Source organism: Herbidospora sp. RD11066 (genome assembly GCF_054661255.1).
Window position 1 is genome coordinate 58,154 of the sequence record NZ_BAAGDO010000009.1, and the last position, 20,832, is coordinate 78,985.

Annotated in this window: 15 protein-coding genes; 7 read left to right on the forward strand and 8 right to left on the reverse strand. The window is 70.6% G+C overall.

What is annotated here, in order from left to right; translation table 11 throughout:
* The first annotated feature begins 105 nt into the window (after positions 1-105).
* Entirely contained in the window at positions 106-954 is an 849-nt protein-coding gene (locus tag ACYQ78_RS29790; protein WP_459804271.1) for an NAD(P)H-binding protein, read from the forward strand.
* Here the strand turns inward: ACYQ78_RS29790 and ACYQ78_RS29795 are convergent.
* On the reverse strand, positions 951-1,805 hold the full coding sequence (locus ACYQ78_RS29795; protein ID WP_459804272.1) for a hypothetical protein: 855 nt from the start codon (positions 1,803-1,805) through the stop codon (positions 951-953). The genes ACYQ78_RS29790 and ACYQ78_RS29795 overlap by 4 nt on opposite strands.
* 106 nt (positions 1,806-1,911) lie before the next feature.
* Here ACYQ78_RS29795 and ACYQ78_RS29800 point away from each other — a divergent pair, with 106 nt between their 5' ends.
* Entirely contained in the window at positions 1,912-8,307 is a 6,396-nt protein-coding gene (locus ACYQ78_RS29800; protein WP_459804273.1) for a PxKF domain-containing protein, read from the forward strand.
* Positions 8,308-8,359: 52 nt separating this feature from the next.
* On the opposite strand, the gene ACYQ78_RS29805 is transcribed toward ACYQ78_RS29800, so the two are convergent.
* Positions 8,360-8,791: an SRPBCC family protein gene (locus tag ACYQ78_RS29805; protein WP_459804274.1), complete on the reverse strand. Its 432-nt coding sequence runs from the start codon at positions 8,789-8,791 to the stop codon at positions 8,360-8,362.
* Between the two features lie 25 nt (positions 8,792-8,816).
* Positions 8,817-9,380 carry a TetR/AcrR family transcriptional regulator gene (locus tag ACYQ78_RS29810; protein WP_459804275.1) on the reverse strand — a complete coding sequence of 188 codons (564 nt, stop codon included), beginning with the start codon at positions 9,378-9,380 and terminating at the stop codon, positions 8,817-8,819.
* 86 nt (positions 9,381-9,466) lie between these two features.
* Between ACYQ78_RS29810 and ACYQ78_RS29815 the strand changes: the two genes are divergently transcribed.
* Positions 9,467-10,558, forward strand: a complete 1,092-nt coding sequence (locus tag ACYQ78_RS29815; protein ID WP_459804276.1) for a winged helix DNA-binding domain-containing protein — start codon at positions 9,467-9,469, stop codon at positions 10,556-10,558.
* On the opposite strand, the gene ACYQ78_RS29820 is transcribed toward ACYQ78_RS29815, so the two are convergent.
* Together ACYQ78_RS29820 and ACYQ78_RS29825 are read right to left on the reverse strand one after the other, a co-directional pair.
* Positions 10,549-10,833, reverse strand: coding sequence for a hypothetical protein (locus tag ACYQ78_RS29820; RefSeq protein ID WP_459804277.1), 285 nt, complete (start codon positions 10,831-10,833; stop codon positions 10,549-10,551). The two genes, ACYQ78_RS29815 and ACYQ78_RS29820, sit on opposite strands and share 10 nt — an antisense overlap.
* 68 nt (positions 10,834-10,901) lie before the next feature.
* Positions 10,902-11,513: a hypothetical protein gene (locus tag ACYQ78_RS29825; RefSeq protein WP_459804278.1), complete on the reverse strand. Its 612-nt coding sequence runs from the start codon at positions 11,511-11,513 to the stop codon at positions 10,902-10,904.
* A gap of 32 nt (positions 11,514-11,545) precedes the next feature.
* Here ACYQ78_RS29825 and ACYQ78_RS29830 point away from each other — a divergent pair, with 32 nt between their 5' ends.
* Both ACYQ78_RS29830 and ACYQ78_RS29835 read left to right on the forward strand, forming a co-directional pair.
* The gene (locus tag ACYQ78_RS29830) at positions 11,546-11,965 is read left to right on the forward strand and encodes a YfbM family protein (RefSeq protein ID WP_459804279.1); all 420 of its coding nucleotides are present in this window, start codon (positions 11,546-11,548) and stop codon (positions 11,963-11,965) included.
* A 2-nt stretch (positions 11,966-11,967) separates the two neighbouring features.
* Complete coding sequence (locus tag ACYQ78_RS29835) at positions 11,968-12,708, forward strand: class I SAM-dependent DNA methyltransferase (protein ID WP_459804280.1); 741 nt, start codon at positions 11,968-11,970, stop codon at positions 12,706-12,708.
* Here ACYQ78_RS29835 and ACYQ78_RS29840 read toward each other — a convergent pair.
* Complete coding sequence (locus tag ACYQ78_RS29840) at positions 12,689-13,213, reverse strand: TetR/AcrR family transcriptional regulator (RefSeq protein ID WP_459804281.1); 525 nt, start codon at positions 13,211-13,213, stop codon at positions 12,689-12,691. The genes ACYQ78_RS29835 and ACYQ78_RS29840 overlap by 20 nt on opposite strands.
* A gap of 67 nt (positions 13,214-13,280) precedes the next feature.
* Between ACYQ78_RS29840 and ACYQ78_RS29845 the strand changes: the two genes are divergently transcribed.
* Complete coding sequence (locus ACYQ78_RS29845) at positions 13,281-14,441, forward strand: FAD-dependent monooxygenase (RefSeq protein ID WP_459804282.1); 1,161 nt, start codon at positions 13,281-13,283, stop codon at positions 14,439-14,441.
* On the opposite strand, the gene ACYQ78_RS29850 is transcribed toward ACYQ78_RS29845, so the two are convergent.
* A complete protein-coding gene (locus ACYQ78_RS29850) occupies positions 14,442-15,008 on the reverse strand; it encodes a hypothetical protein (protein WP_459804283.1) in 567 nt (188 codons plus the stop codon).
* Positions 15,009-15,157: 149 nt separating this feature from the next.
* Positions 15,158-17,890 carry a discoidin domain-containing protein gene (locus ACYQ78_RS29855; RefSeq protein WP_459804284.1) on the reverse strand — a complete coding sequence of 911 codons (2,733 nt, stop codon included), beginning with the start codon at positions 17,888-17,890 and terminating at the stop codon, positions 15,158-15,160.
* Positions 17,891-18,234: 344 nt separating this feature from the next.
* Here ACYQ78_RS29855 and ACYQ78_RS29860 point away from each other — a divergent pair, with 344 nt between their 5' ends.
* A complete protein-coding gene (locus tag ACYQ78_RS29860; protein WP_459804285.1) occupies positions 18,235-20,820 on the forward strand; it encodes a glycoside hydrolase family 3 N-terminal domain-containing protein in 2,586 nt (861 codons plus the stop codon).
* Positions 20,821-20,832: the final 12 nt, after the last annotated feature.

Here is a 20,832-nt window from a genome sequence, read left to right on the forward strand (position 1 = left end):
TTCAGGTTAGACGAACGGACATGGATTCAAGCGGAACGAACATGGATCGTCTCACTCAATCCGCGTGTACTTGGTCGTACCGACAAAGACAACACGGAGGTTCCGATGTACGCGATCACGGGAGTGACCGGCCATGTGGGTGGGGCGGCGGCGCGGGAGCTGCTGCGCCGGGGAGCGCCGGTGCGGGCGGTCGTCCGCGACCCCGCCAAGGGCGACGGCTGGCCCGAGGTGGCCGTGGCCGATCTCGGCGACCCGGAGGCGCTGGCGGCGGCGTTCCGCGGCTGCGCGGGGGCGTTCGTGCTGCTGCCGACCGACATGGCCGCGGCCGATCCGGACGCCGCCCACCGCGCGACGGCCGACGCGATCGCCGACGCGGTGCGGGAGAGCGGGGTGCCCCACGTGGTGGTGCTGTCGTCGATCGGCGCCGACCTGGCCGACGGCACCGGGCCGATCCGCTGGCTGCACCACTTGGAGAACGCGCTGCGCGCGACCGGCACCCGGGTCACCGCGCTCCGCGCGACCCACTTCCAGGAGAAGGCCGAACTGCTCCTCGGCGCCGTGCAGGCGGGCGTCTACCCGGTCTTCGCCGAGTCGGCCGACGTGCCGACGCCGATGGTCGCGACCCGGGACATCGGTGACACCGTCGCCGACCTGCTCCTCGCCCCCGGCGGCGCCTCCGAGACCGTCGACCTCGACGGACCGTCCTACACCGAACGCCAAGTGGCGGAGGAGCTGTCGGCGATCCTCGGCCGGCCGCTCCAAGTCGTCACGATCCCACAGCCCGGCTGGGCCGCCGCGATGGTGGACGGCGGTCTCCCGCCCCAGATCGCCGCGGAACTGGTCGGCCTGTACGACGCAGAGCAGCGCGACATCCTCCGGCACGTGGGCGACCGCCTCCTGACCGGCCGCACCGAGCTGGCCGAGACCCTCGGCCACCTGGCGAAATCCCTCTAAGCCTGGACGCCCAGCACATCGGCCGCGGCGTCGTCGAGGTCCCCGTACACGGAAAGGGACAGGTGGGCGAAGGCGGGGGCCAGCCTGGTCAGCGCCGCCACGTCGTCGACCAGCAGGTTCCTGGCCTCCAGGGTCTCCAGCTGCGGGAGGACCGGGGACGCCGCCAGCGTTTCGAGGATGTCGAGGTCGTCGGCGTCGAACTCGGCGAGGCCCAGGTCGAGGTGGCGCAGGGCGGGATAGCCGCCGGGGGTGAGTTCTTCGAGCTGCTCGACGGGACACACGGAGCCGAAGATGTCATGGCCGGTCTCCAGAGCGAGCGTGACGACGCCGGGGGCCCGCCGGGGGAAGACGGCGCCCTCGGCGAGCACCGCGCCGCGCAGCCGCAGGTCGGTGAGGGCGGGCATCGCGTCGCCGTCGATGTCGTCGAACAGCAGCCCGCCCTCGGCGGTCAGCTCTTGGAGCGCCGGTAGCGCGTCCCACAGGCGGTGGCTCGTGTCGTCGGCGAAGCCCTCGTGCAGGCGGCTCAGCGGGTCGAACTTCTCCCCGGACGAGGTGGTGAAGTGCTCGTAGAGGTAGGTGAAGTCGTGGCCGAAGTACAGGCTGGTCAGCCGTTCCCGCTTCCAAGTGGCCAGCGCTCGCGCGGCGGCGGTCGCGGAGAGATGGACGTCGGTGAGATGCAGCTCCAAGCGGCTCAGCCCGGCCGAGGCCGGGTCGGTGAGCAGCGCCTCGATCAGCGAGGACTCCGGTTGTGCCGCGCCGGGTTCCAGCCGGAAGACGGCCTCGTCGAGCCGGTCGCCCGACCAGGTGAGCCGCCAGGAGCCGCCGGTGCGCAGTGCGTCGAAGTCGATCATCACGGCATCCTAGGGACGGGCCTCTAGAGGACGCCAAGTGGCGTCCAAATCCGCACCAAGGGCTGGTTGACATCGTCCCGGTGATCGCCAATTAAAGGAGATTCCCGTGCGAAAGCCCTTTCGTACTCTGCCACTTCTCGCGATGACGCTGGTGGCCAGCGTGGTCGTCCAGCTCGGAATGGTGCCGCAGGCGGCTCAAGCGGCGCAGCCCGCCGACCCGCTGCCCAGGGCCTACCGGGTCGACCGCGTGACCGAGGTGCCCGACCTCGAAATGAACGTCGGAGAGATCGAGCTGTCGGCCGACGGTGAGACGGCGTTACATCTGTCGCCACGAGGGGACGATCCACCGGTCCTGGTCGCCACCGACCTGCGCGACGGCGGTGAGGAGGTCGTCGGCCTCGACCTCGAAGACCAGACCGTGCGGCAGGCGACGGACATCGCGATCAGCGGCGACGGGCGGACGGTCGCCTTCCTGGCCGACGGCACCGACGCGGCCGACCTGCGGCTCCCGGCGAGCGCCGACCCCTTCCTGCGGCAGGCGATCTTCGTACGGGACCGGCTCACCGGTGCCACCACCTGGGTGCAGGTCCCCGACCTCGGCATTCCGGTGTCGCACCACACGCTCAGGGGCCTGGCCATGAGCGCCGACGGCAAGCGGCTGGCCGTGGGGATCTCGCTGCCGCTGCCCGAATACGACCACATCGGCTCGCCGAAGGGCGTGCTGCTGGTCACGCTGCCCGCCGACGCCGCGCCGGTGACGCACGTCGTCCGCCCCGAGGACCTCGTGGGCGAGCGGCCCAACGTGGAGAACTTCGCGCTGTCCGGTGACGGGAAGGTCCTGGCGGTCAACGTGCTGAACGGCGCCCAGCGGGTGCTGCTGCGCTTCGACGCCGACTCGGGCGACCGGCTGCCCGGCGAGCGCGCACTGACCCAGCCCCAGCACCGGGCCTGGCTCCCCAACCTCGACCAGTCGGGCCGCCACACCGCTTTCGGCGGTCTGGGCGCCGGCGTGGTCGTGGCCGACCTCGTCACCGGCCCGTCGGCCGACGTGACGCTGGACGCCTCGGCCAAGGCGCCGTACGTTTCCGGCGATGGCGACTTCGGCGGGGATGACCTGCCCGCCGCCGCCCGGATCAGCGCCGACGGCGGCAGCGTCGCCTTCCGCCGCTCGGGCGCCCTGTGGACGCAGCCTGCCCAGGCGGGCAAGGCGCCCGTGCTGGCCAGCCCCGGCCTGGACGGCCGCATCGCCGACCCCGTCCTCGGCGAGCAGACGATCTTCCCCGACTTCGTGAACTCGTACGCGATGAGCACGAACGGCCTGGCCTTCATGTCCAGGAGCACCGCCTTCACCGAGCCGCGCACGGACGAGCCGCGGCCCTCCCACCTCTACCGGGCCGTCCCCGCCGACGCCCCCGCGCCCACCTGGCCGGAAGGCGCCGCGCTGACCGCCGAACCGGGCACGACCAGCGTGAACCTCTCCTGGCCCGCCGCGAGCGCCACCGCGCGGACCTACGACGTCAGCGTCAACGGCACGAAGGTCACCACGGTCACCACCACCCAGACCGTACTGACCGGCCTCACCGCGGGCTCGACCGTCGACCTCGCCGTCGTCGCCAGGGACGCCGACGGCCGCGCCTCGGCCCCGCTGACCAAGAGCGTCACCCTGCAAGGTGACGTGCCCCCGGGTGAGGCGCCGCTCTCCGCGGTGTCCGGCCCCGGCGCGCGGGTGCGGCTGACCTGGGAAGCAGCCGCCGCGACCGGCTACCGGGTGTTGCGCGACGGTGTGAAACTGGCCGACCTGGCTCCCGACGTCACCACCTATGACGATGTGAAGGTCGCCGCCGACACCGAGTACACCTACGCGATCGCCGTGCTGCGCGGCGCCGAGCAGATCCGCCTGACCAAGGACGCGCAGGTGCGCATCGACACGATGACCGTCACCGAGACGGCCGCCAACCTGCCCAAGGTCGCCGGTTCGACCGTGCTCGCCCTGGGCCGCGAGGCCACGTTCGCGCTGGTCGGCGCCCCCGGATTCACCGCCTCAGCCGATCTCGTCGTGCGCACCGCCGACGACCCGGCCAAGCCGGTGACCGTGGAGCTGAAGGAGGAGCCCGCCGGACGCTACCGGGGCTCCTGGCCGCTGCCCGAGGGCGTCACCGAGATCGTCTCGGGCACCGTCAAGATCGCCGACGGCGCCGGGCACTCGGTGTCCCGGCCGGTCACCGGCCTGCCCGCCACGGTCGGCGGACTGGTCAGGGTCGGCGTCACCGTTCCCGGCGGGGAGCCCGACGGGGTCCGCCTCCAGGTATGGAGCGACACCACCCGCACGGGCTACGTGACCCAGCTCAAGGCCAACGGCACCCTCAACGTGCCGGTCGTCCCGGCCGCCGACCACACCATCACCACCCGGCGCTCCGACGGCCTCGACGGCACCCCGCCGAAGACCGTCCCCGTCGCCTCCGGCCAGGCGGTGGACGTGACCGTCGCGCCGCACGCCCCCGCGGAGCTCACCCTGTCGCTGCGCCGGGCGGGCAACGTGGTGCTGGCCGGGGTTCCGGTCGTGCTCACCACCCGGACCGGTCCGCAGTCGGGCCGTACCGACGGGGACGGGCGGGTGACGTTCGGCACGCTGGATGCGGCCACCGACGTCACCGCCAAGATCACCGTGCCCGCGCAGACCCTCGCCACCTACGGCCTGGCCGCCGTGCCCGACAAGACGGTGACCCTGGTGCCCGGCGACAACGCGGTCGCGGTGACCGCCGAGGCGCTGCCCAAGGTGACCGTGCACGGCACCGTCAAGGACGCCGACGGCCGCCCGCTCCGCGCGGCGGTCACGGTGCGGCAGACGGTCGGCGGCGTCGGCGTGCCCACGCGCGCCGAGTCGGCCGCCGACGGCACCTGGTCGGCCCAGGTGTTCGGCGGCGGCACCAAGACCGTCGTGTCGGCCACCCGCGCCCAGCAGACGACGGCCGAGGTCGAGGCCGGCACCGGCCCGGTCGACCTGGTCTTCCCCGACGTGTCCGGCTATGTCGTACGGCCCAAGCTGATCACGGTCTCGATCGACGGTGAGCGTACCGAGCAGACCTTCGACACCGAGACGGGCGGCCCGTTCAAGCCCGAGGTCCTGGCCGGCGGCAAGCGGATCTTCGTCTGGCAGAACGAGGTGCCGATCGACGTGCCCCCGGGCACCACGGTGACCTTCTGCGTCGATGGCGCCTACCGGGGCCTGACCAAGGCGTGCGCCGACGTCGTCGCGGGGGACGCGGCCGACATCCCGGTGACCGTGGAGATCCACGAGACCTCCAGGATCGTCGCGCGCATCCTCAACCCCGACGGCACCCCGCACATCGGCCGCACCTGCGCCCGGATCGACGGCAAGGACACCACGGCGACCTCGAACTTCTCCGATTCGCAGCTGCGGGTCTCCGCGCCGGCCGCGGGCACGTACGTGCTCTCCGTGATCGCCTGCAAGGACACGCTCAGCGGTTCGATCAACCGGGTCGTGACCGTCGCGGCGGGCGAGGAGCTCAACCTGGGCGACCTGCGGCTCGCCCCGCCGCTCACGCTCATCCGCGGCGAGCGCAGCGGCTTCGACGCCGTCACCGACGCCGTGCTGCCCGGCGGGCTTGCCCACCTGCGCGCCGACATCGAATACCTGAACTCCTCGCTGAGCGGCAGCACCCGGCTGGCGCTTCCCCCGGGCGTCACCGTTCCCGACGACGCGGTGCTGCGGGACGGGAAGCCGGTGGCGTTCACCCGCGAGGCGAACGCCGTCGTGATCCCGCTCCCGGCCGCGCGGGCCCGAACCGTCGACGTGTACGTCCGGGTGCCGCAGACCACCGGGGGAGACCTCCCGTTCTCCCTGTCGGTGTCGTCCGGCGAGCTCACCGAACAGCTGGGATCGGCCGGGATCCGGGTGGGGATGGTCTCGCTGCTGGCCCCGGCCTCCAGCAAGACCGGGCGGTTCACCGCTTCGGGCCTGGCGCCCGCCGGTGCCCACGTCGTCGTCCGCGACGGCGACACCGTGGTCGCGGAGGCCGACGCCGGTGACGGTGGCCGGTGGAACGCGATCGTGGACCTCGGCGCCGGAGCGGAAGCGGTCCGGCACACCCTGCGGGCCTCCGCCGCCGGGCTCACGTCCGAGCCGGTGACCGTGACCGTCGACCCGTTCGCCAGCGTGCTGGAGACGGTGATCATGTCCCAGAAGGGCGTGACCAGGACCTTCCACCCGACCGAAGGCGTGGCGCGGTTCCCCTGGGTGTGGAACCCGGCCAACGACGTCACCGTCCGGGCCGAGTTCAGCGGCCCGGTCAGCGGCCCGCACGCCTGGCTCGGGGCGATCGACCTGACCCTCACCCCCGTGGCGGGCCAGGAGAACGTCTACAGCGTGACGACCAGGACGAAGGCCACCGAGGTCGGCGACCTGACCATCACCTACGCGCCGAAGCAGGACCGGCCGGCGCTGCCGATCCCCCCGGCGCCCGACCCCGGCGACGCGCTGTTCGACCCGCAGGCCGCGGTCGTCGAGGAGCCGGTGATCGAGGGCGACACCGTCAGCCAGGAGTTCACCGTCCCCGTGCCGAAGCTGGGCCCGGAGGCGCAGGGACGCTTCAAGCTGACCGTCCAGCCGCTGTCCGACTATGAGCCGGACGCCGACGGGGACGCGGCCTCGCGCGCCTCGGGTGTGCCCGTCTACGCGCCGGTCCTGTCGGGGAGCGACCCCGACGCGATCGCCGCGACCGGGCGCTACAACAGCGAGGTGGCGGCGATCGTCGACCTCGGTGAGCTCGCGAAGCAGTCGCCGAACTCCAAGCTGGTCAGGTCGCTGAGCGCCGCCGGATTCATCAGCGGACCGGCCCGGTTCATCTTCTCCGACCAGTTCTTCCGCATCAGCAACGCCGACGCCCTCTACTCGGCGGCCACCGGCTTCGAGAAGTACTCCGAGCTCAACAAGCTGCTCGACCAGGCCAACCGGTGCATGAACGAGGTCAGGAGCGACGTCTACCGCCAGGCGCTCGACCGGCTGTTGACGCGGGCCATCGCGCTCGACGTCTACAACGGGGTCTCCGCCGCCGCGGGCCTGGTGCTCGCCCCGGCGACCTTCGGCATCGGCACCGTCGCGCTCTGGGCGGTGACCTGGGGCATCGGCAAGTCGCTGGAGATCCCGCTGAACAACGACATCGAGGCGCTCCAGCGGCAGATCAACAGCGACCCGAGGTGTGACTGGGACAACCAGGACATCTATCCCGATCCGCGCCGCTCCTACCCGGACGCCGACATCGACTACCGCTTCGACCCGTCGGGCTACCTATACGAGGGCCTCGACGAGCGCCGGGTGGCCGGTGTCACCGCGACCCTGATGCGCGCGTCCGCCCCCGAGGGCCCCTGGCAGGTGTACGACGCCTCCGTCTACGGCGACCTGAACCCGCAGATCACCGACGACGAGGGCCGCTACGGCTGGGACGTGCCCGAAGGCTGGTGGAAGGTCGTCTACACCAAGAAGGGCTACCTGCCGGCCGAGTCCAAGGCCCTGAAGGTCCTGCCCCCGCACACCGACGTCAACGTCAGCCTGCTCCGCGCCGACCTGGCCGAGGTCTCCACGATCGAGGCCGACGGCGAGGGCCTCACCGTCACCATGACCCAGCCGATCAAGCTGGCCCAGGCACTCTCGGGCGCCCTCACCGTCACCACCACCGACGGCGCACCCGTGGGCGGCCAGTGGACGGCCATCTCTCCGAAGTCGGACACGCTGGCCATGGCGTTCCGCTTCACCGGCGAGAAGCGGACCGGCGAGGTCAAGGTCGTGGTCGATGGTTTGCTCCAGGACCATGGAGGCCGCGCCCTCGCCGAAGGCACCGAGAAGACCCTCGCGGTGAAGTGGACCGGCCCTGACGCGGCCGGCCCGGAGGTCAACGTCACCGGCGTGACCGGTGGCGCAACCTACCGCCTGCACGCCGTGCCCGCGGCCAAGTGCGTCACCGTCGACCGGGGCTCCGGCGTGGCCACCCAGGCCACCCTGACCCTGACCGGCGGAACCCCTGCCGGGGTGGGCGTCTACACCGCCACCTGCGCCGGGGCGAAGGACAACGAAGGCAACGTCACCCCGCCGGTGACGGCGACCTACTCGGTGGTGTACGTCTTCACCGGCTTCGCCGCCCCCGTCAAGAACGACGGCGTGGTCAACAAGGCCAAGGCCGGCCAGGGCATCCAGATCAAGTGGCGCCTGACCGACGCCTTCGGCGCCCCGGTCAACGGCCTCACCACGGCCGCGCTGACCGTCAGCGCCCTGGACTGCCAGACCGGCCTGCCCACGAGCCAGGAACGGACGCCCGCCGAGGGCGCCGACCAGCTCCAGATACTGGGCAACGGCGGTTACCAGGTGGTCTGGCGCACTCCGAAGTCCTACCTCGACCAGTGCCTGACGCTCCACGTCGACACCGGGGAGGGCGCCGCCGCGTCGCACACCGCCCTGTTCCACTTCACCCGCAACGAATCCCTGTAGATCCGGAATCGGTGCCGCGCCCGCCTCTCCTGCGGGCGCGGCACCGCCGTTTTCAGGCCTGGAACCGGCGTACCAGCTCCTGACCCCGTGCCACCTGCACCTTCTTGGCCTGGCTCATGGAGAACCGCAGCAGCCCGAAGGGCGCCGACAGCCGGTAGTGGTCGACCAGGTCGGTCCCGCCCGGCACCGGTACGAAGCGGTACCCCCACTCGATGCGGACGCCGCCGGGGCTGACCACGTCGCCGGTGATGACGCCGTCTCCCAGCCGCAGGGTCACGTCGATGACGTTGCGGCGGCTCAGCGGCCCGAACTTGAACAGCTCGACCACCGTGTAACGGGCCTCGTGGGGGCCCCGGCGGATGTCCCGGACCTCGACGCTGACCGGAGACAGGCCGAGATGGTTGCTCGGATCGGCCAGGTGGTCGAAGACCACGTCGGCGGGGGCGGGCAGGGTCGTGGTGGTGCTGAACTCGACGGTTCTCATTGCGGTGTCCCGGTGGTTCGAGGAGCTACGAGGGAGGGAGGAGCCGGTCGAGAACGGCGCCGACGTCGACGGCGTCCGGCCCGAGGAGCAGGCAGTCGGTGCGCATCCCGTCGATGACCTGCGCCAGGATCACGGCGGCCGTCGCGGCCTGCGGCGTCCCGACGCGCTCGAACTGCTCGCGGAGCAGGTCGAGCAGGATCGTGCGCTGCGCCCGGTAGTGCGCGGCGAACTCCGGATCGGTCGTGGCCCGTGACACGAACGCCTTGGCCACACTCGCCTCGGCGGCGCGCTCCTCGTCGAGCGGAAGCAGCTCCGTCACGATCGCCGACAACATCTGACGCGGCGACAGGGCACCCTCATCCGACCGGGCCCGGAGCCGGTCGGCGCACCGACGGCAGTGGTGCTCCAGCGCGAACAGCAGCATCTCCTCTTTGGTGCTGAAGTGATGCTGCAGCGCCCCGGTCGTCACCCCCGCCTCCGCGGCGATCTCCCGCATGCCGGGAAACGTGCCGTGACCGCGCATCAGCAGCCTCCCGACCGCATCGGCGACCGCGGTGCGGCGCGCGTCGGGCAGCAACCGTTCTCTCATCTCCACCTCCATTACAAGTGTAATGTAGTGGCTGCCAGAGAGAGAAGAGGACAGATTCCGGCCGCAATAGGTGACATCGTCAGAAGGTGACCGTTCTCGACACCCGGGCCCTCAACCGGGCGACGCTCGCCCGCCAGTTGCTGCTCGACCGCGCAGACCTCCCGGTCCACGACGCCGTCGCCCACCTGTGCGGACTCCAGGCGCAGGAACCGCAGGAGCCGTTCATCGGGCTCTGGTCGCGGCTGCGCGCCTTCGACCCGGCGACGCTCTCCGACCTGCTGGTACGCCGGGGCGTCGTGCGCACCCATCTGATGCGCCGCACCGTCCACCTGCTCACGGCAGACGACGTCCTCGCCTGGCGGACCAGGCACGACGGCATGCTCCGGCAGAAGGTCCTCGGCGTCTACCGCCAGGACCTCGCCGACGTCGACCTCGACGAGCTGGCCCAGGCCGCCCGCACCCTGCTGGCCGACGGCGAACCACGCTCGATGGCCGAACTCACCCGCGCGATGGCCGTCCGCTGGCCGTCGGCGGAACCCCGCGCGCTGGGGGAGATGATGATCTCCGCCCTGGTCCCGATGGCCCAGATCCCGCCCCGTGGCGTGTGGCGGACCAAAGGGGGAGTCCGCAACGTCCCGATCGCCCTCTGGCTGGGCCGCGACCCCGCCCCACCCGCTCCGAACGGCTCGGACCCGGTCGGTGAAACCCTGGTCCGCCGCTATCTGGCCGCCTACGGCCCCGCCGCCACCGCCGACCTCCGCGCCTGGTGCGGCCTCGCCGGACTGCCGAAGGCCGTCGCCGCCGTACGCGGTGAGCTGGTCTCCTTCCGCGACGCGCGTGGCCGGGAACTCCTCGACCTGCCCGACGCCCCGCGCCCCGACCCCGGCACCCCCGCCCCGGTCCGCTTCCTCCCCGCGTTCGACAACGCCCTCCTCGGCTACGACGACCGGAGCCGGATCGTCGACGACGCCCACCGGAACGTGTCGGTCGCCGGAATCCGCGTCGTCCTGGTCGACGGCCGCGTCGCCGCGACCTGGACCGTCGACGCCGGCACCGTGGCCGTCACCCCGCTGCGCCCCTTCTCCGGGCCGGAACGCGACGAGGTCGCCGAGGAGGGGCGGGCCCTCGCGTCCTTCCTGTCCGACGGAGAGAGCGAGGGCGTCCGGATCTACGCGTAGGTGCCGCTGGAACCGATGGAGTAGATCGTCGCGATGCAGAACGGGTCCGGCGAGGCGGCGTTCTCGAGTGCCTCGACGGCGCACGCGTCGGTGGGGCGGGCGAGGAGCGGCGGGATGGGCATTCCGGCGGGAACGATCACGCCGTATTCGGCGAGCGTGGCGCGGGGGTCCTGCGCGAAACGGGCCCCGACCGAGCTGTCGGACCAGGAGTCGGAGGTCAGGCGGGCGAACTTCAGAAGGGCGTCCCGATCGTGGAGATTCGCTGATGTCGTCATGCGACCAGGTTCAGCGGATCCCCGCTTCGCCACCAGAAGCCGTCAACACCGACCACCCGTGACAACCGTCATGCGGTGAACTCCTCGGCCCACTCCACGACCTTGCGCGCGCCCGCCTTCTCCGCCACCTCGCGCGCCTCCGCGATCAGCGCGGCCGCGTCGTCGTCGCGGCCCTCGTCGCGCGCCACGTAGGCGAGCCCGACCAGGTTCGCCGCCACCCCCGGCAGGAAACCCAGCTCCCGCCGCAGCCGGGTCGACTCCTCCAGGAGCTCTCTTGCGGCCGGGGTGCCCTTGGAGGCGAAGGCGAGATGCCGCAGCGTGTACGCCAGCGTCATCAGGTCGCCGCACCCGGTCGCCAGGTCGCGGGCGCGTTCGAAGAACGGGAGGGCCACGTCGTCCTCATGGCCGACGACCTGGTGGAAGATGCCGATCCAGAAGACCGCCTCGGCCTCGCCGCGTACATCACCCAGAGAGCTGTAGAGATCCGCGGCGCGCTCGAACGCGGTGACGTCGCCGGGCCCCTCGCCGTTCAGGAAGCGGGCGTGGGTGACGCGCCCCCGGGCGAGCATGAGATCGGCCTCCACGCCGTCGAGCTCCAGGTCGGCCGTGTCGAGGGCGCCCTCGGTCCCGGCGAAGACGGCCTGCTCGTACAGTGTCCTGGCGTTTTCGATTCGTCCCATTCGGCGAGCCTACGTCCGGGAGCATGGACCTCATGGGAATCACGTGCCAGTACCTCAACGTGCGGCCCGAGGAGATCGAGACACTCCTGCGGTGGCCCCAGCGGATCGACGAGCTGATGGAGGACGTCGAACGCGCCCTCGACATCGACAAGTCCTGGGACGGCCTCGCCCACCTGCTCGGCGACCTCCCGGTCAACGTCATCTTCGGCGGCACGCCCCTGGAGTCGGGCCACGACTTCGCCTACGGCCAGCCGCGCTACCTGTCCCCGGAACAGGTCCAGATCGCTGCCGAATCACTCCCGGGCGTGCTCACCTACGACGGCGCGGCCATGGCCGACGTCTATCCGGGCACCGACGACGAGCCCTACTACCGTCACCACTACGCCAACCTGTGGGACTTCTTCTCCCGCTGCGCCAAGAACGGCGACGCCGTCGTGGTGGCACTGTTGTAGTCATGGACGACCACTTCGGCGACGAGGTCGCCGCCCGCTACGACGACCCCGCCGACCCGATGTTCCAGGCCGAGACGGTCGGCCGCACCGCCGACGTCCTGGCCGACCTGGCCGGAGAGGGCAGGGCGCTGGAGTTCGCGATCGGCACCGGCCGCATCGCGCTTCCCCTGGCCGCGCGGGGCGTGGACGTCCACGGCATCGACCTCTCGCACGCCATGGTGGCCAGGATGCGGGACAAACCCGGCGGCGACCTGCCCGTGGTCTTCGGCGACTTCGCCACCACCCGCGTCGAGGGCGAGTTCGCGCTCGTCTACCTCGTCTACAACACGATCATGAACCTGACCACGCAGGACGCCCAGGTCGACTGCTTCCGCAACGCCGCCGCCCACCTGCCCCCTGGCGGCGCGTTCGTGGTCGAGGTCGGGGTGCCGGTCCTGCGCCTGCTCCCACCCGGCCAGACGGCGATCCCGTTCCGGGTCGCCGCCGACGGCATCGCCTATGACGTGTACGACGTGGCGACCCAGGCCATGAGCAGCAACTACGTCGAGGCGACCGGCGAGGGCGAGGCGACGTTCCGGAGCATCCCCTTCCGGTACGTCTGGCCCTCGGAACTCGACCTGATGGCCCGCCTGGCGGGGATGCGCCTGGAACACCGCTGGGCCGACTGGGCGAAGACCCCGTTCACCGCCGAGAGCACTCAGCACGTCTCGGTCTGGCGAAAGGTCAGCCCCGCAGCGCCCTGACCGCCGCCCCGACCGCAGCGGCTTTGACCTGCTCGTAGGGCTCCTGCGCGAACCGCACCACCGTGTCGGACAGCCCGCCGACCGCGACCGTGGCCCGCACCCGCGCGTCGAGCGGCGGTCCGGCCCCCACCAGAAGCGTGGTGAGCCCGTCGCGGACGCCCAGCATGCGGGCGATCAGGTCGAGTTCGTGCAGCACGGCCAGGTCGGACAGGATCGTCACCAGCACGTCGCGCCGCCGCCAGGCCAGGTCGAAATAGGCCGCCAGCAGCTCCTCGGCAGGGGCTCCGGCCTGGTCGTCCAGGAAGGCTTCGAGCTCGTCGAACAGCGGCAGGACGATCGTGCGCAGCAGGTCGCCGCGCGAGGCGAAGTGGTAGTAGAGCGCCGGTTTCGTGATCCCGAGCCGGTCGGCGATGTGCTGCAGGCTGGTGTCGCGCACTCCCTTTTCGAGGAAGAGCTCCCTGGCGGTGGCCAGGATGCGGTCGCGGGTGTCGGTCGGCCTCGCCATGGAACTCAGCCTGACTTACCATCCGTTAGGTAAGCAACTTACCTTCCGTTCAGTAAGGAGCTTTCCGATGCGCATCCTCATCTCCGGCGCCAGCGTGGCGGGGCCGCTCACCGCCTATTGGCTGTCCCGGTACGGCCATGCGGTCACCGTCGTGGAGAAGGCCCCCGAGCTACGCAAAGCCGGTGGCCACGCGGTCGACCTGTTCAGCCCGGCGGTGGAGATCGCCCGCCGCACCGGCGTCCTCGACCGGATCAGGGACCGCCGCACCCACGTCGAACTGCTGTCGTTCCGCCGCCCCGGCGACCCCCGCCCGGCCGAGATCCGCGTCGACCGCCTGACCGCCGACCACGTCGAGATCATGCGCGACGACCTCAGCGAGATCCTGTACGAAGCGGGCCGCGACCACGTCGACTACGTCTTCGGCGACTCGATCTCCGCCATCCACGGCCGTACGGTCGCCTTCGACCGCCGCGCTCCCGAGGAGTTCGACCTGGTCATCGGCGCCGACGGCCTGCACTCCAACGTGCGCGGGCTGGTCTTCGGCCCCGAGCGGTCGACGTGGATCGGCGCCTACATCGCGGTGATGACCCTGACCGACCACCCCGGCCCGCCCGGCCGCGTCGACGGCGTCGTCGACGTGAACCGGATGGCCGCGATCTACCACGACCCCGCCAACCAGCGGGGCCTGTTCCTCTTCCGCACTCCGGCCCCGCTCGACTACCACCACCGCGACGTCACCCGGCAGAAACAGCTCGTCCGCGACCACTACGCGGGCCTCGGCCACGAGGTGCCGTGGCTGCTCGACCGCCTCGACACCACCCCCGCGTTCTACTTCGACGCGGTCACCCAGTTACGGATGGACACCTGGTCGAAGGGCAGAGTGACCCTGGTCGGCGACGCCGGATACTGCCCCGGCCCCGCCGTGGGCGGCAGCACCAGCCTGGCCATGGTCGGCGCCTACGTGCTGGCCGGTGAACTCTCCCGCTTCCCCGACCCCACCCACGCCTTCGCCTCTTACGAGGGGGAGCTGGCGCAATACGTACAGAGAAGCAGAACCTTCGCGGTCGGCGCGGCCCGGCGCCTGGTCCCAGAAAGCGACCGGGCCGTGCGCACCCTGATGTGCGGAACCCGCCTGCTCGACCGCCTCCCGGGCCCCGTGGTCCGGCTGCTGACCGCGTCGAGCGTCGGGGCGCGGGTGCACACGTCGTTCCGCCTCAGGGACTACTGACTAGAAGCGGCGGCACTGGTCTTCCTTGTTGCCGCCGGCCCTGTTCGCGTTGCCGGTCGGCCGCGGCGAGTTCTCCTTGCACTGAAGGTTGCCCTTCATCGTGTTCCGGTTGATCTGCGCCCCGCCCTTGTTGCCCACGACCTGGATCGACCCACCCACCCGGTTCGAGTTGACCTTCAGGTAGCGCCGGTTGGCGTCGAGCTGGATGTCCGAGTCGACCCGCGACGACGTGACGGTCGCCGCCCCACCCTGCTTGACCTGGATGCTCCCCTTGACGTGGGATCCGGCGAGCACACTGACGGCCTTGGCGTTCTCCGCCTGCACGTTCTCTTCGACCTTGATCCCCCGCGCGATGAGTGTGGCACCGCGTTCGACCTTGAGCGTCCCCTTGACCTTCGTCCCGGACAGCGTGCACGTGGCCCCCGACGGCACCCGCAGATTGTCGACGGTGACGGCCCGCATGCTCTTCCGGCACGACCTCTCCTCGGCGGCGGCCGGCGCCACCAGCCCGACCCCACCGAGAACCGCACCCAGCACGACCCCACCCAGCAGAACCTTCGCGTTCACAGGAACCCCTCCCCAGCTGAACCGGGCATTCCGCCCGCCTGAGAAGAGCTTCGAGGCCGGGAGTGAGCGACCCATGAGCCCTGGATGAGCGGCCTCTCATACGCGAGAGAGCCCGGCGCCGGCTGCGCCGGGCTCTCTCGATCAGTCGGTTACTGGGCCGGGGTGAAGGTGTACGTCGCGCCCTTCACTGCGTTGATGCGCAGGGTCGCCTTGCCGGCGCCCACGTTGCTCACCGTGCCGTTGTCGGCCGAGACGTTGACCTTCGTGCCGGTCCACGGGTTCTTGATCTCGAAGACGCCGCCCTGCTCGCTCTTCACGGTGATGTACTCCACCGCGTCACCCGTCCGCGAGGCGCTGACCAGGAGGCCGCCCTCGTCGCGGAGGTTGTGGAAGGCGCCGCTCTTGCCGGCGGGCCAGACCGGGAAGACCTGGACGAGGCCGTCCCAGCTCTGGAGGAGCATGTTGTTCAGGGCCTCGATGGCCCCCGCCTTCTCCAGGCCGTGGTTGCCGTCGGCGATGCGCAGGTTGGCCACCTGACGCTGGTTGATCTGCTGCTTCAGGCGGTCGATGATCGTCTGGCCCGGGTAGCCCACGCGGGCGGCCTGGGTGAAGACCTTCGGGAAGCTGTTCTCCTGGCCCCACGAGTTCATCGCGTTGATCGTGTCGATCGCCGTCTGGCGCTCGGTAGCGGGGGAGCCGATGCCGATCTGGCGGCCGGGGGCGATGAACTCCAGGTTGACGGTGTTGTCGCCGGGGCGGATCGCGCGGTTGTCGCTGACCGTGCCGGGCTCACCGAGGGCGTACACGGTCTTGCCCTGGTACACCGTCGTCGGAGCCGCGGGGAGGTTGCGGAGCATCTTGCCCCACACCCAGCGGTGGTCGGCGTCGACGCCCAGCGTGGTGCTGGTGTCCTCCAGCGTGGTGAGCAGGAGCTTCAGCATGCCGAGGTCGGCGCCGGGGTTCTTGGCCCAGGTGATCTCGTGCGGGCCGCCCCAGAAGGACAGCGCGCCGGTGGCGGGGTCCTCCTCGACCCAGTTCTCGAAGAACGCGGCGACTTCCTTCATGAAGGGGTAGCCGGTCTCGCGGAGCCATTCTTCGTCGTGGGTGTAGTTCCAGTACTCGATGTGCTGGGTCACCGTGAACAGGGCGTTGGCGACCTGGTTGTGGTAGTTGTCGTCGCTGACCGTGCCGAACGGGCTGATGCCGACCGGGAACAGCAGGCCGCTCTTCACGCCGCCGTTCGGGAAGCGGGCGTCGACGTAGTCGGGCTTCACGCGGCGCAGGTCCTCGGCCGCGCGGCGGCGGGCCTCAGGGACGAAGGCGTCGACCGCGTCGAAGTAGGGGAGCGCCAGCTCCGGGCGGTTGGAGCTGTAGACGCCGTAGTAGTTGGCCTGCCAGTTGTAGTTGAGGTGGAAGTCGCCGCCCCACTGCGGGAAGTCCGTCGTGGCCCAGATTCCGTACAGGCCCGAAGCGGTCTTGCCCTCGCGCAGCGAGGAGCCGAGGAAGTACAGCGAGCTGTAGTAGAAGCGCTCCAGCACGTCGTCGTCGAGGTCGACGTAGGAGCGCAGCCAGTAGTTCTTCCACCAGTCGAGGTGCTCGGTGTAGAGCTGGTCGACCGACGACGCCGTCTGCGCTCCGGCCAGACCCAGAGCGGCCGGGCCGGGGTCGGCCGGGTTGACGCCGCCGCCCGCGACCGCGGTCACGACGTCGACGGTCTCGCCGGGGGCGAGTTCGAAGTCGATGCGGCCGTTCGCGGCGGTGGGGTTGCCGCCGATGACGCGGGTGGCCAGGGACGCCCGGGAGACGCCGCGGGTGCTCGCCGGGGTCTGGCGGGTGGCCCACAGGGTGTCGCCCTGGACGCCGGAGGTCTGCACCATGCCGCCGCGCGCGTCGGGGGTGCCGGCGACGGTCTGGGCGCGGAGCCTGACCGGCTGGGTGCCCTGCGAGGTGATGGAGGTGACGACCACGTTGCTGTCGGCGCCGGTGAAGGTCTTCATCGTGACGGGCACGCCGCCCAGCTGCATGGACGTGTCGACGTCACCCTTGAGGACGTTCTGCTCCTCCAGGAAGGTGCCGGTGGGCTGGGTGGGGCCCTCCTGGTCGTACAGCTCGAAGGCGCCGACGCGGGCGCGGGGGTTGTTGATCGAGTCGGCCGTGGTGCCCTGGGTCGGCTCGGTGAGGTTGAGCCGCACGTAGCGGGCGGTCACCGGGGCGAACGTGCGGTCGCTCGTGGCGGCCGTGTTGCCGGTGACGGTGTCGATCGTCGTCCAGGTCTGGCCGTCGGTGCTGGTCTCGACGGTCCAGTTCTTGCCGTTGTTGGCGCCCTCACCCGGCCGGGCGGCCTGGTCGTGCTTGAGGATGTAGCGGCGGAAGGTCTTCGCCGAGCCCAGGTCGAGGCGCAGCCACTGCGGCTTGCCCACGTTGGAGACCCAGCCCTCGTAGCCGGAGGCCCAGGCCCCCGACACCGCGCGCGACGGCGGGAAGGACGGGTGGCTGCTGGACGACGTCGCGGTCGACCCCAGCGCCAGGTTGGTGGCCGTGATCGTGGTGTCGGCGGAGATGGAGACGTTGCCGAGGGCCACCAGGGAGGGGCTGCCGGCCGCCGTCCAGAAGTCGCCCTTGGAGATGTAGAAGGTCTTGGTCCCCTGGCTGCCGCCGGAGGTCACGCCGATGTCGCCGTTGCCGAGGAGGGCGGTGTCGGGCATGGTGCGGCTGACCGCGCCGGAGTAGGTCTGCGTCGTCCAGCGGCCCTTGACGGCGCCGACGATCTGCTGGATCTCGGCCCACTGCTGGTCGGCGGTGGGGACCGCCGCGTTCGCGGGAAGCGCCGTCAGAAGGGAAGCGGCGACCGCCGCCGCCAGGATGCCTCGGGTTGTTCTCATGGGGGGTGCCTTTCTGCCCCTGCCTGAGCAGGCAAAAGACCTCTCACGGCCTGGTTGGACCGGTCGAGATAACGTTATCTCGGAACGATAGAACGTTTCCGGCGGGTTTCAGAAGATGGGCGTACATAACAGGTTCATCACGTGTCCCAAACGCCCATCGGGCCCCTGGACTTATGCCGATGTCAGCCCGACCTGCTGGAGAACGCTCTCCCAATGACTTAATTCATGGCATGTGGTTACCTTGATCAAGGCGTTGTACTGGCCCTTCAATGCGAGAGAGCGCTCTTGTGAACGTATTGACTCGATCCAGTAACACGGTCAGGATTCGGCGTGTGCAGCCCTCCATGCGAAAGAGACGCTTCGCCGTCCTCAGTGGTTTGTCCCTGCTGTTAAGCGCCGTCGTCGCCTCACCGGGGCCCGCGACGGCCGCCGAGCCTCCGGTCGCCGGGCCGCCCGCCCTCGAGAACGGGTGCGCGAAGATCGAGGACACCCTCCCGACCTACAGCGACTGGCCCAAGGTCGAGAGCAAGATCGAGAAAGACCCGGCCATCGAGCGGAAGGTCGCCCGGCTCGTCGCCGACATGACCCTCGCCGAGAAGGTCGGCCAGATGACCCAGCCCGAGATCAACGCGATCACCCCGGCCGAGGTGAAGCAGTACTCCATCGGCTCGGTGCTGAACGGCGGCGGCTCGTGGCCCGGCGGGAACAAGCACGCCGCGGTCGGCGACTGGCTCGGCCTCGCCGACGCCTACTACGACGCGTCCGTGACGACTCGGACGAAGATCCCCGTGATCTGGGGCATCGACGCCGTCCACGGCAACAACAACGTCTACGGCTCGACGATCTTCCCGCACAACATCGGCCTGGGCGCCGCCGCCGACCCGTGCCTGATCCGCAAGATCGGCGAGGCCACCGCCGAGATGCTCCGCGTGACCGGCCAGGACTGGGCCTTCGCCCCCACCCTCGCCGTCGTCCGCGACGACCGCTGGGGCCGGACGTACGAGGGCTACGCCGAAGACCCCAACATCACCCGCGCCTACGGATACGAGGCCGTCCAGGGACTCCAGGATTCCAGTTGGCGCCGCATGGGCAACCGTGGCGTGATCGCCACGGCCAAGCACTTCATCGGCGACGGCGGCACGACCAACGGCGCCGACCAGGGCATGAACACGGCCAGCGAGGCCGACATGATCAACATCCACGGCCAGGGCTACTACGGCGCACTGGCCGCGGGCGCCCAGTCGGTGATGGTCTCCTTCAACAGCTGGAACGAGGAGGGCAAGCTCCACGGCAGCAAGAAGGCCATCACCGACATCCTCAAGGGCAAGATGGGCTTCGACGGCCTGGTCGTGTCCGACTGGAACGGCATCGGCCAGGTGGCGGGCTGCACCAACGCGAGCTGCGCGCAGGCCATCAACGCCGGCATGGACATCGTGATGGTGCCCAACGAGTGGAAGGCGTTCATCGCCAACACGATCGCCCAGGTCGAGTCGGGTGAGATCGCGATGTCCCGCATCGACGACGCGGTGACCCGCATCCTGCGCGTGAAGTACCGCGCGGGCATCTTCGACGGCCGCAAGCCCTCGGCCCGGGTGCTCGCCGGAGACGAGTCGCGCCTCGACGCCGAGAAGCTGGCCCGCGAGGCGGTGCGCAAGTCGCAGGTGCTGCTGAAGAACAACGGCAACGTGCTCCCGCTGGCCCGCAACTCCAAGGTCCTGGTGGTCGGCAAGAGCGCCGACAACCTCCAGAACCAGACCGGCGGATGGTCGCTGACCTGGCAGGGCACCGGCAACACCAACGCCGACTTCCCCGACGGCACCAGCATCCTGACCGCCCTGCGCGAGGCCCTCGGCACCGCCAACGTGACCTTCAGCGAGACCGCCGACGGGGTCGACCCGTCACAGTTCGACGCCGTCATCGCCGTCATCGGCGAGACCCCCTACGCCGAGGGCGTCGGCGACCTGACCCGCCGCACGCTCGAAGCCGCCAAGCTCTACCCCGGTGACCTGGCCGTTCTCGACAAGGTGGCCGGCAAGGGCGCTCCCGTGGTGACCCTCTACGTCGCCGGACGTCCCCTCTACGTCAACAAGGAGCTCAACCGCTCCGACGCCTTCGTGGCCTCCTGGCTGCCCGGCACCGAGGGCGGCGGCGTGGCCGACGTGCTGTTCGGCCGCCACGACTTCACCGGCAAACTGTCCTACTCCTGGCCCAGGAGCGCCTGCCAGTCGCCGCTTACCCCCGCCGACAACCCGCTCTTCGCCGCCGGATACGGCCTCAAGAACGGCCAGCCCTCCAATGTCGGCCAGCTCGACGAGACCTCCCACGAGTTCCCGTCGTGCACCTCCACCGGCGGAGGCGGCACCGCGACCGAGGACCTGGAGATCTTCGTCCGCACCGACATCGACCCCTACCGCAGCTTCATCGGCTCGCCCGAGAACTGGGGCGGCACCCAGATCGGCCCCGACGGCGCCGCCTCCCACGCGGAGATCAACACCGTTCCCGCCGACGTGAACGTCCAGGGCGACGCGCTGAAGGTCACCTGGACCGGCACCGGCCCTGGCCAGGTCTACTACCAGAACCCGGCGGGCGGCGGCGACCTGCGCGGCTACCTCAACGCCGACGCCGCGCTGGTCTTCGACACGATCGTCCACTCGGCCCCCGCCGCTCGGACCGTCATCAGCGCCCACTGCGTCTACCCGTGCTTCGCCGAGGTCGTCGCGACCAACCTGTTCACCGGCCTGGCCGGTGACGGGAAGTCGACGGTGAAGATCCCGGTGTCCTGCTTCACCAACGGTCTCGACTTCGAGAACGTCAACACCCCGTTCCTCGTCTACACGGAAGGGGCGTTCTCGGCATCGTTCGCGAACGTCCGCTGGGTCCCCCAGGCGGCCGACGATCCGGACGCGCTGGCGTGTTCTGATCTGACGTAGTTCTCATGAGCC

Excerpts from the sequence above, each read along its gene's own strand:
- ACYQ78_RS29790 (WP_459804271.1), top strand. The coding sequence starts at position 106 with ATGTACGCGATCACGGGAGTGACCGGCCATGTGGGTGGGGCGGCGGCG.
- ACYQ78_RS29795 (WP_459804272.1), bottom strand. The coding sequence starts at position 1,805 with ATGATCGACTTCGACGCACTGCGCACCGGCGGCTCCTGGCGGCTCACC.
- ACYQ78_RS29805 (WP_459804274.1), bottom strand. The coding sequence starts at position 8,791 with ATGAGAACCGTCGAGTTCAGCACCACCACGACCCTGCCCGCCCCCGCC.
- ACYQ78_RS29810 (WP_459804275.1), bottom strand. The coding sequence starts at position 9,380 with ATGAGAGAACGGTTGCTGCCCGACGCGCGCCGCACCGCGGTCGCCGAT.
- ACYQ78_RS29820 (WP_459804277.1), bottom strand. The coding sequence starts at position 10,833 with ATGACGACATCAGCGAATCTCCACGATCGGGACGCCCTTCTGAAGTTC.
- ACYQ78_RS29825 (WP_459804278.1), bottom strand. The coding sequence starts at position 11,513 with ATGGGACGAATCGAAAACGCCAGGACACTGTACGAGCAGGCCGTCTTC.
- ACYQ78_RS29830 (WP_459804279.1), top strand. The coding sequence starts at position 11,546 with ATGGGAATCACGTGCCAGTACCTCAACGTGCGGCCCGAGGAGATCGAG.
- ACYQ78_RS29835 (WP_459804280.1), top strand. The coding sequence starts at position 11,968 with ATGGACGACCACTTCGGCGACGAGGTCGCCGCCCGCTACGACGACCCC.
- ACYQ78_RS29840 (WP_459804281.1), bottom strand. The coding sequence starts at position 13,213 with ATGGCGAGGCCGACCGACACCCGCGACCGCATCCTGGCCACCGCCAGG.
- ACYQ78_RS29845 (WP_459804282.1), top strand. The coding sequence starts at position 13,281 with ATGCGCATCCTCATCTCCGGCGCCAGCGTGGCGGGGCCGCTCACCGCC.
- ACYQ78_RS29855 (WP_459804284.1), bottom strand. The coding sequence starts at position 17,890 with ATGAGAACAACCCGAGGCATCCTGGCGGCGGCGGTCGCCGCTTCCCTT.
- ACYQ78_RS29860 (WP_459804285.1), top strand. The coding sequence starts at position 18,235 with ATGCGAAAGAGACGCTTCGCCGTCCTCAGTGGTTTGTCCCTGCTGTTA.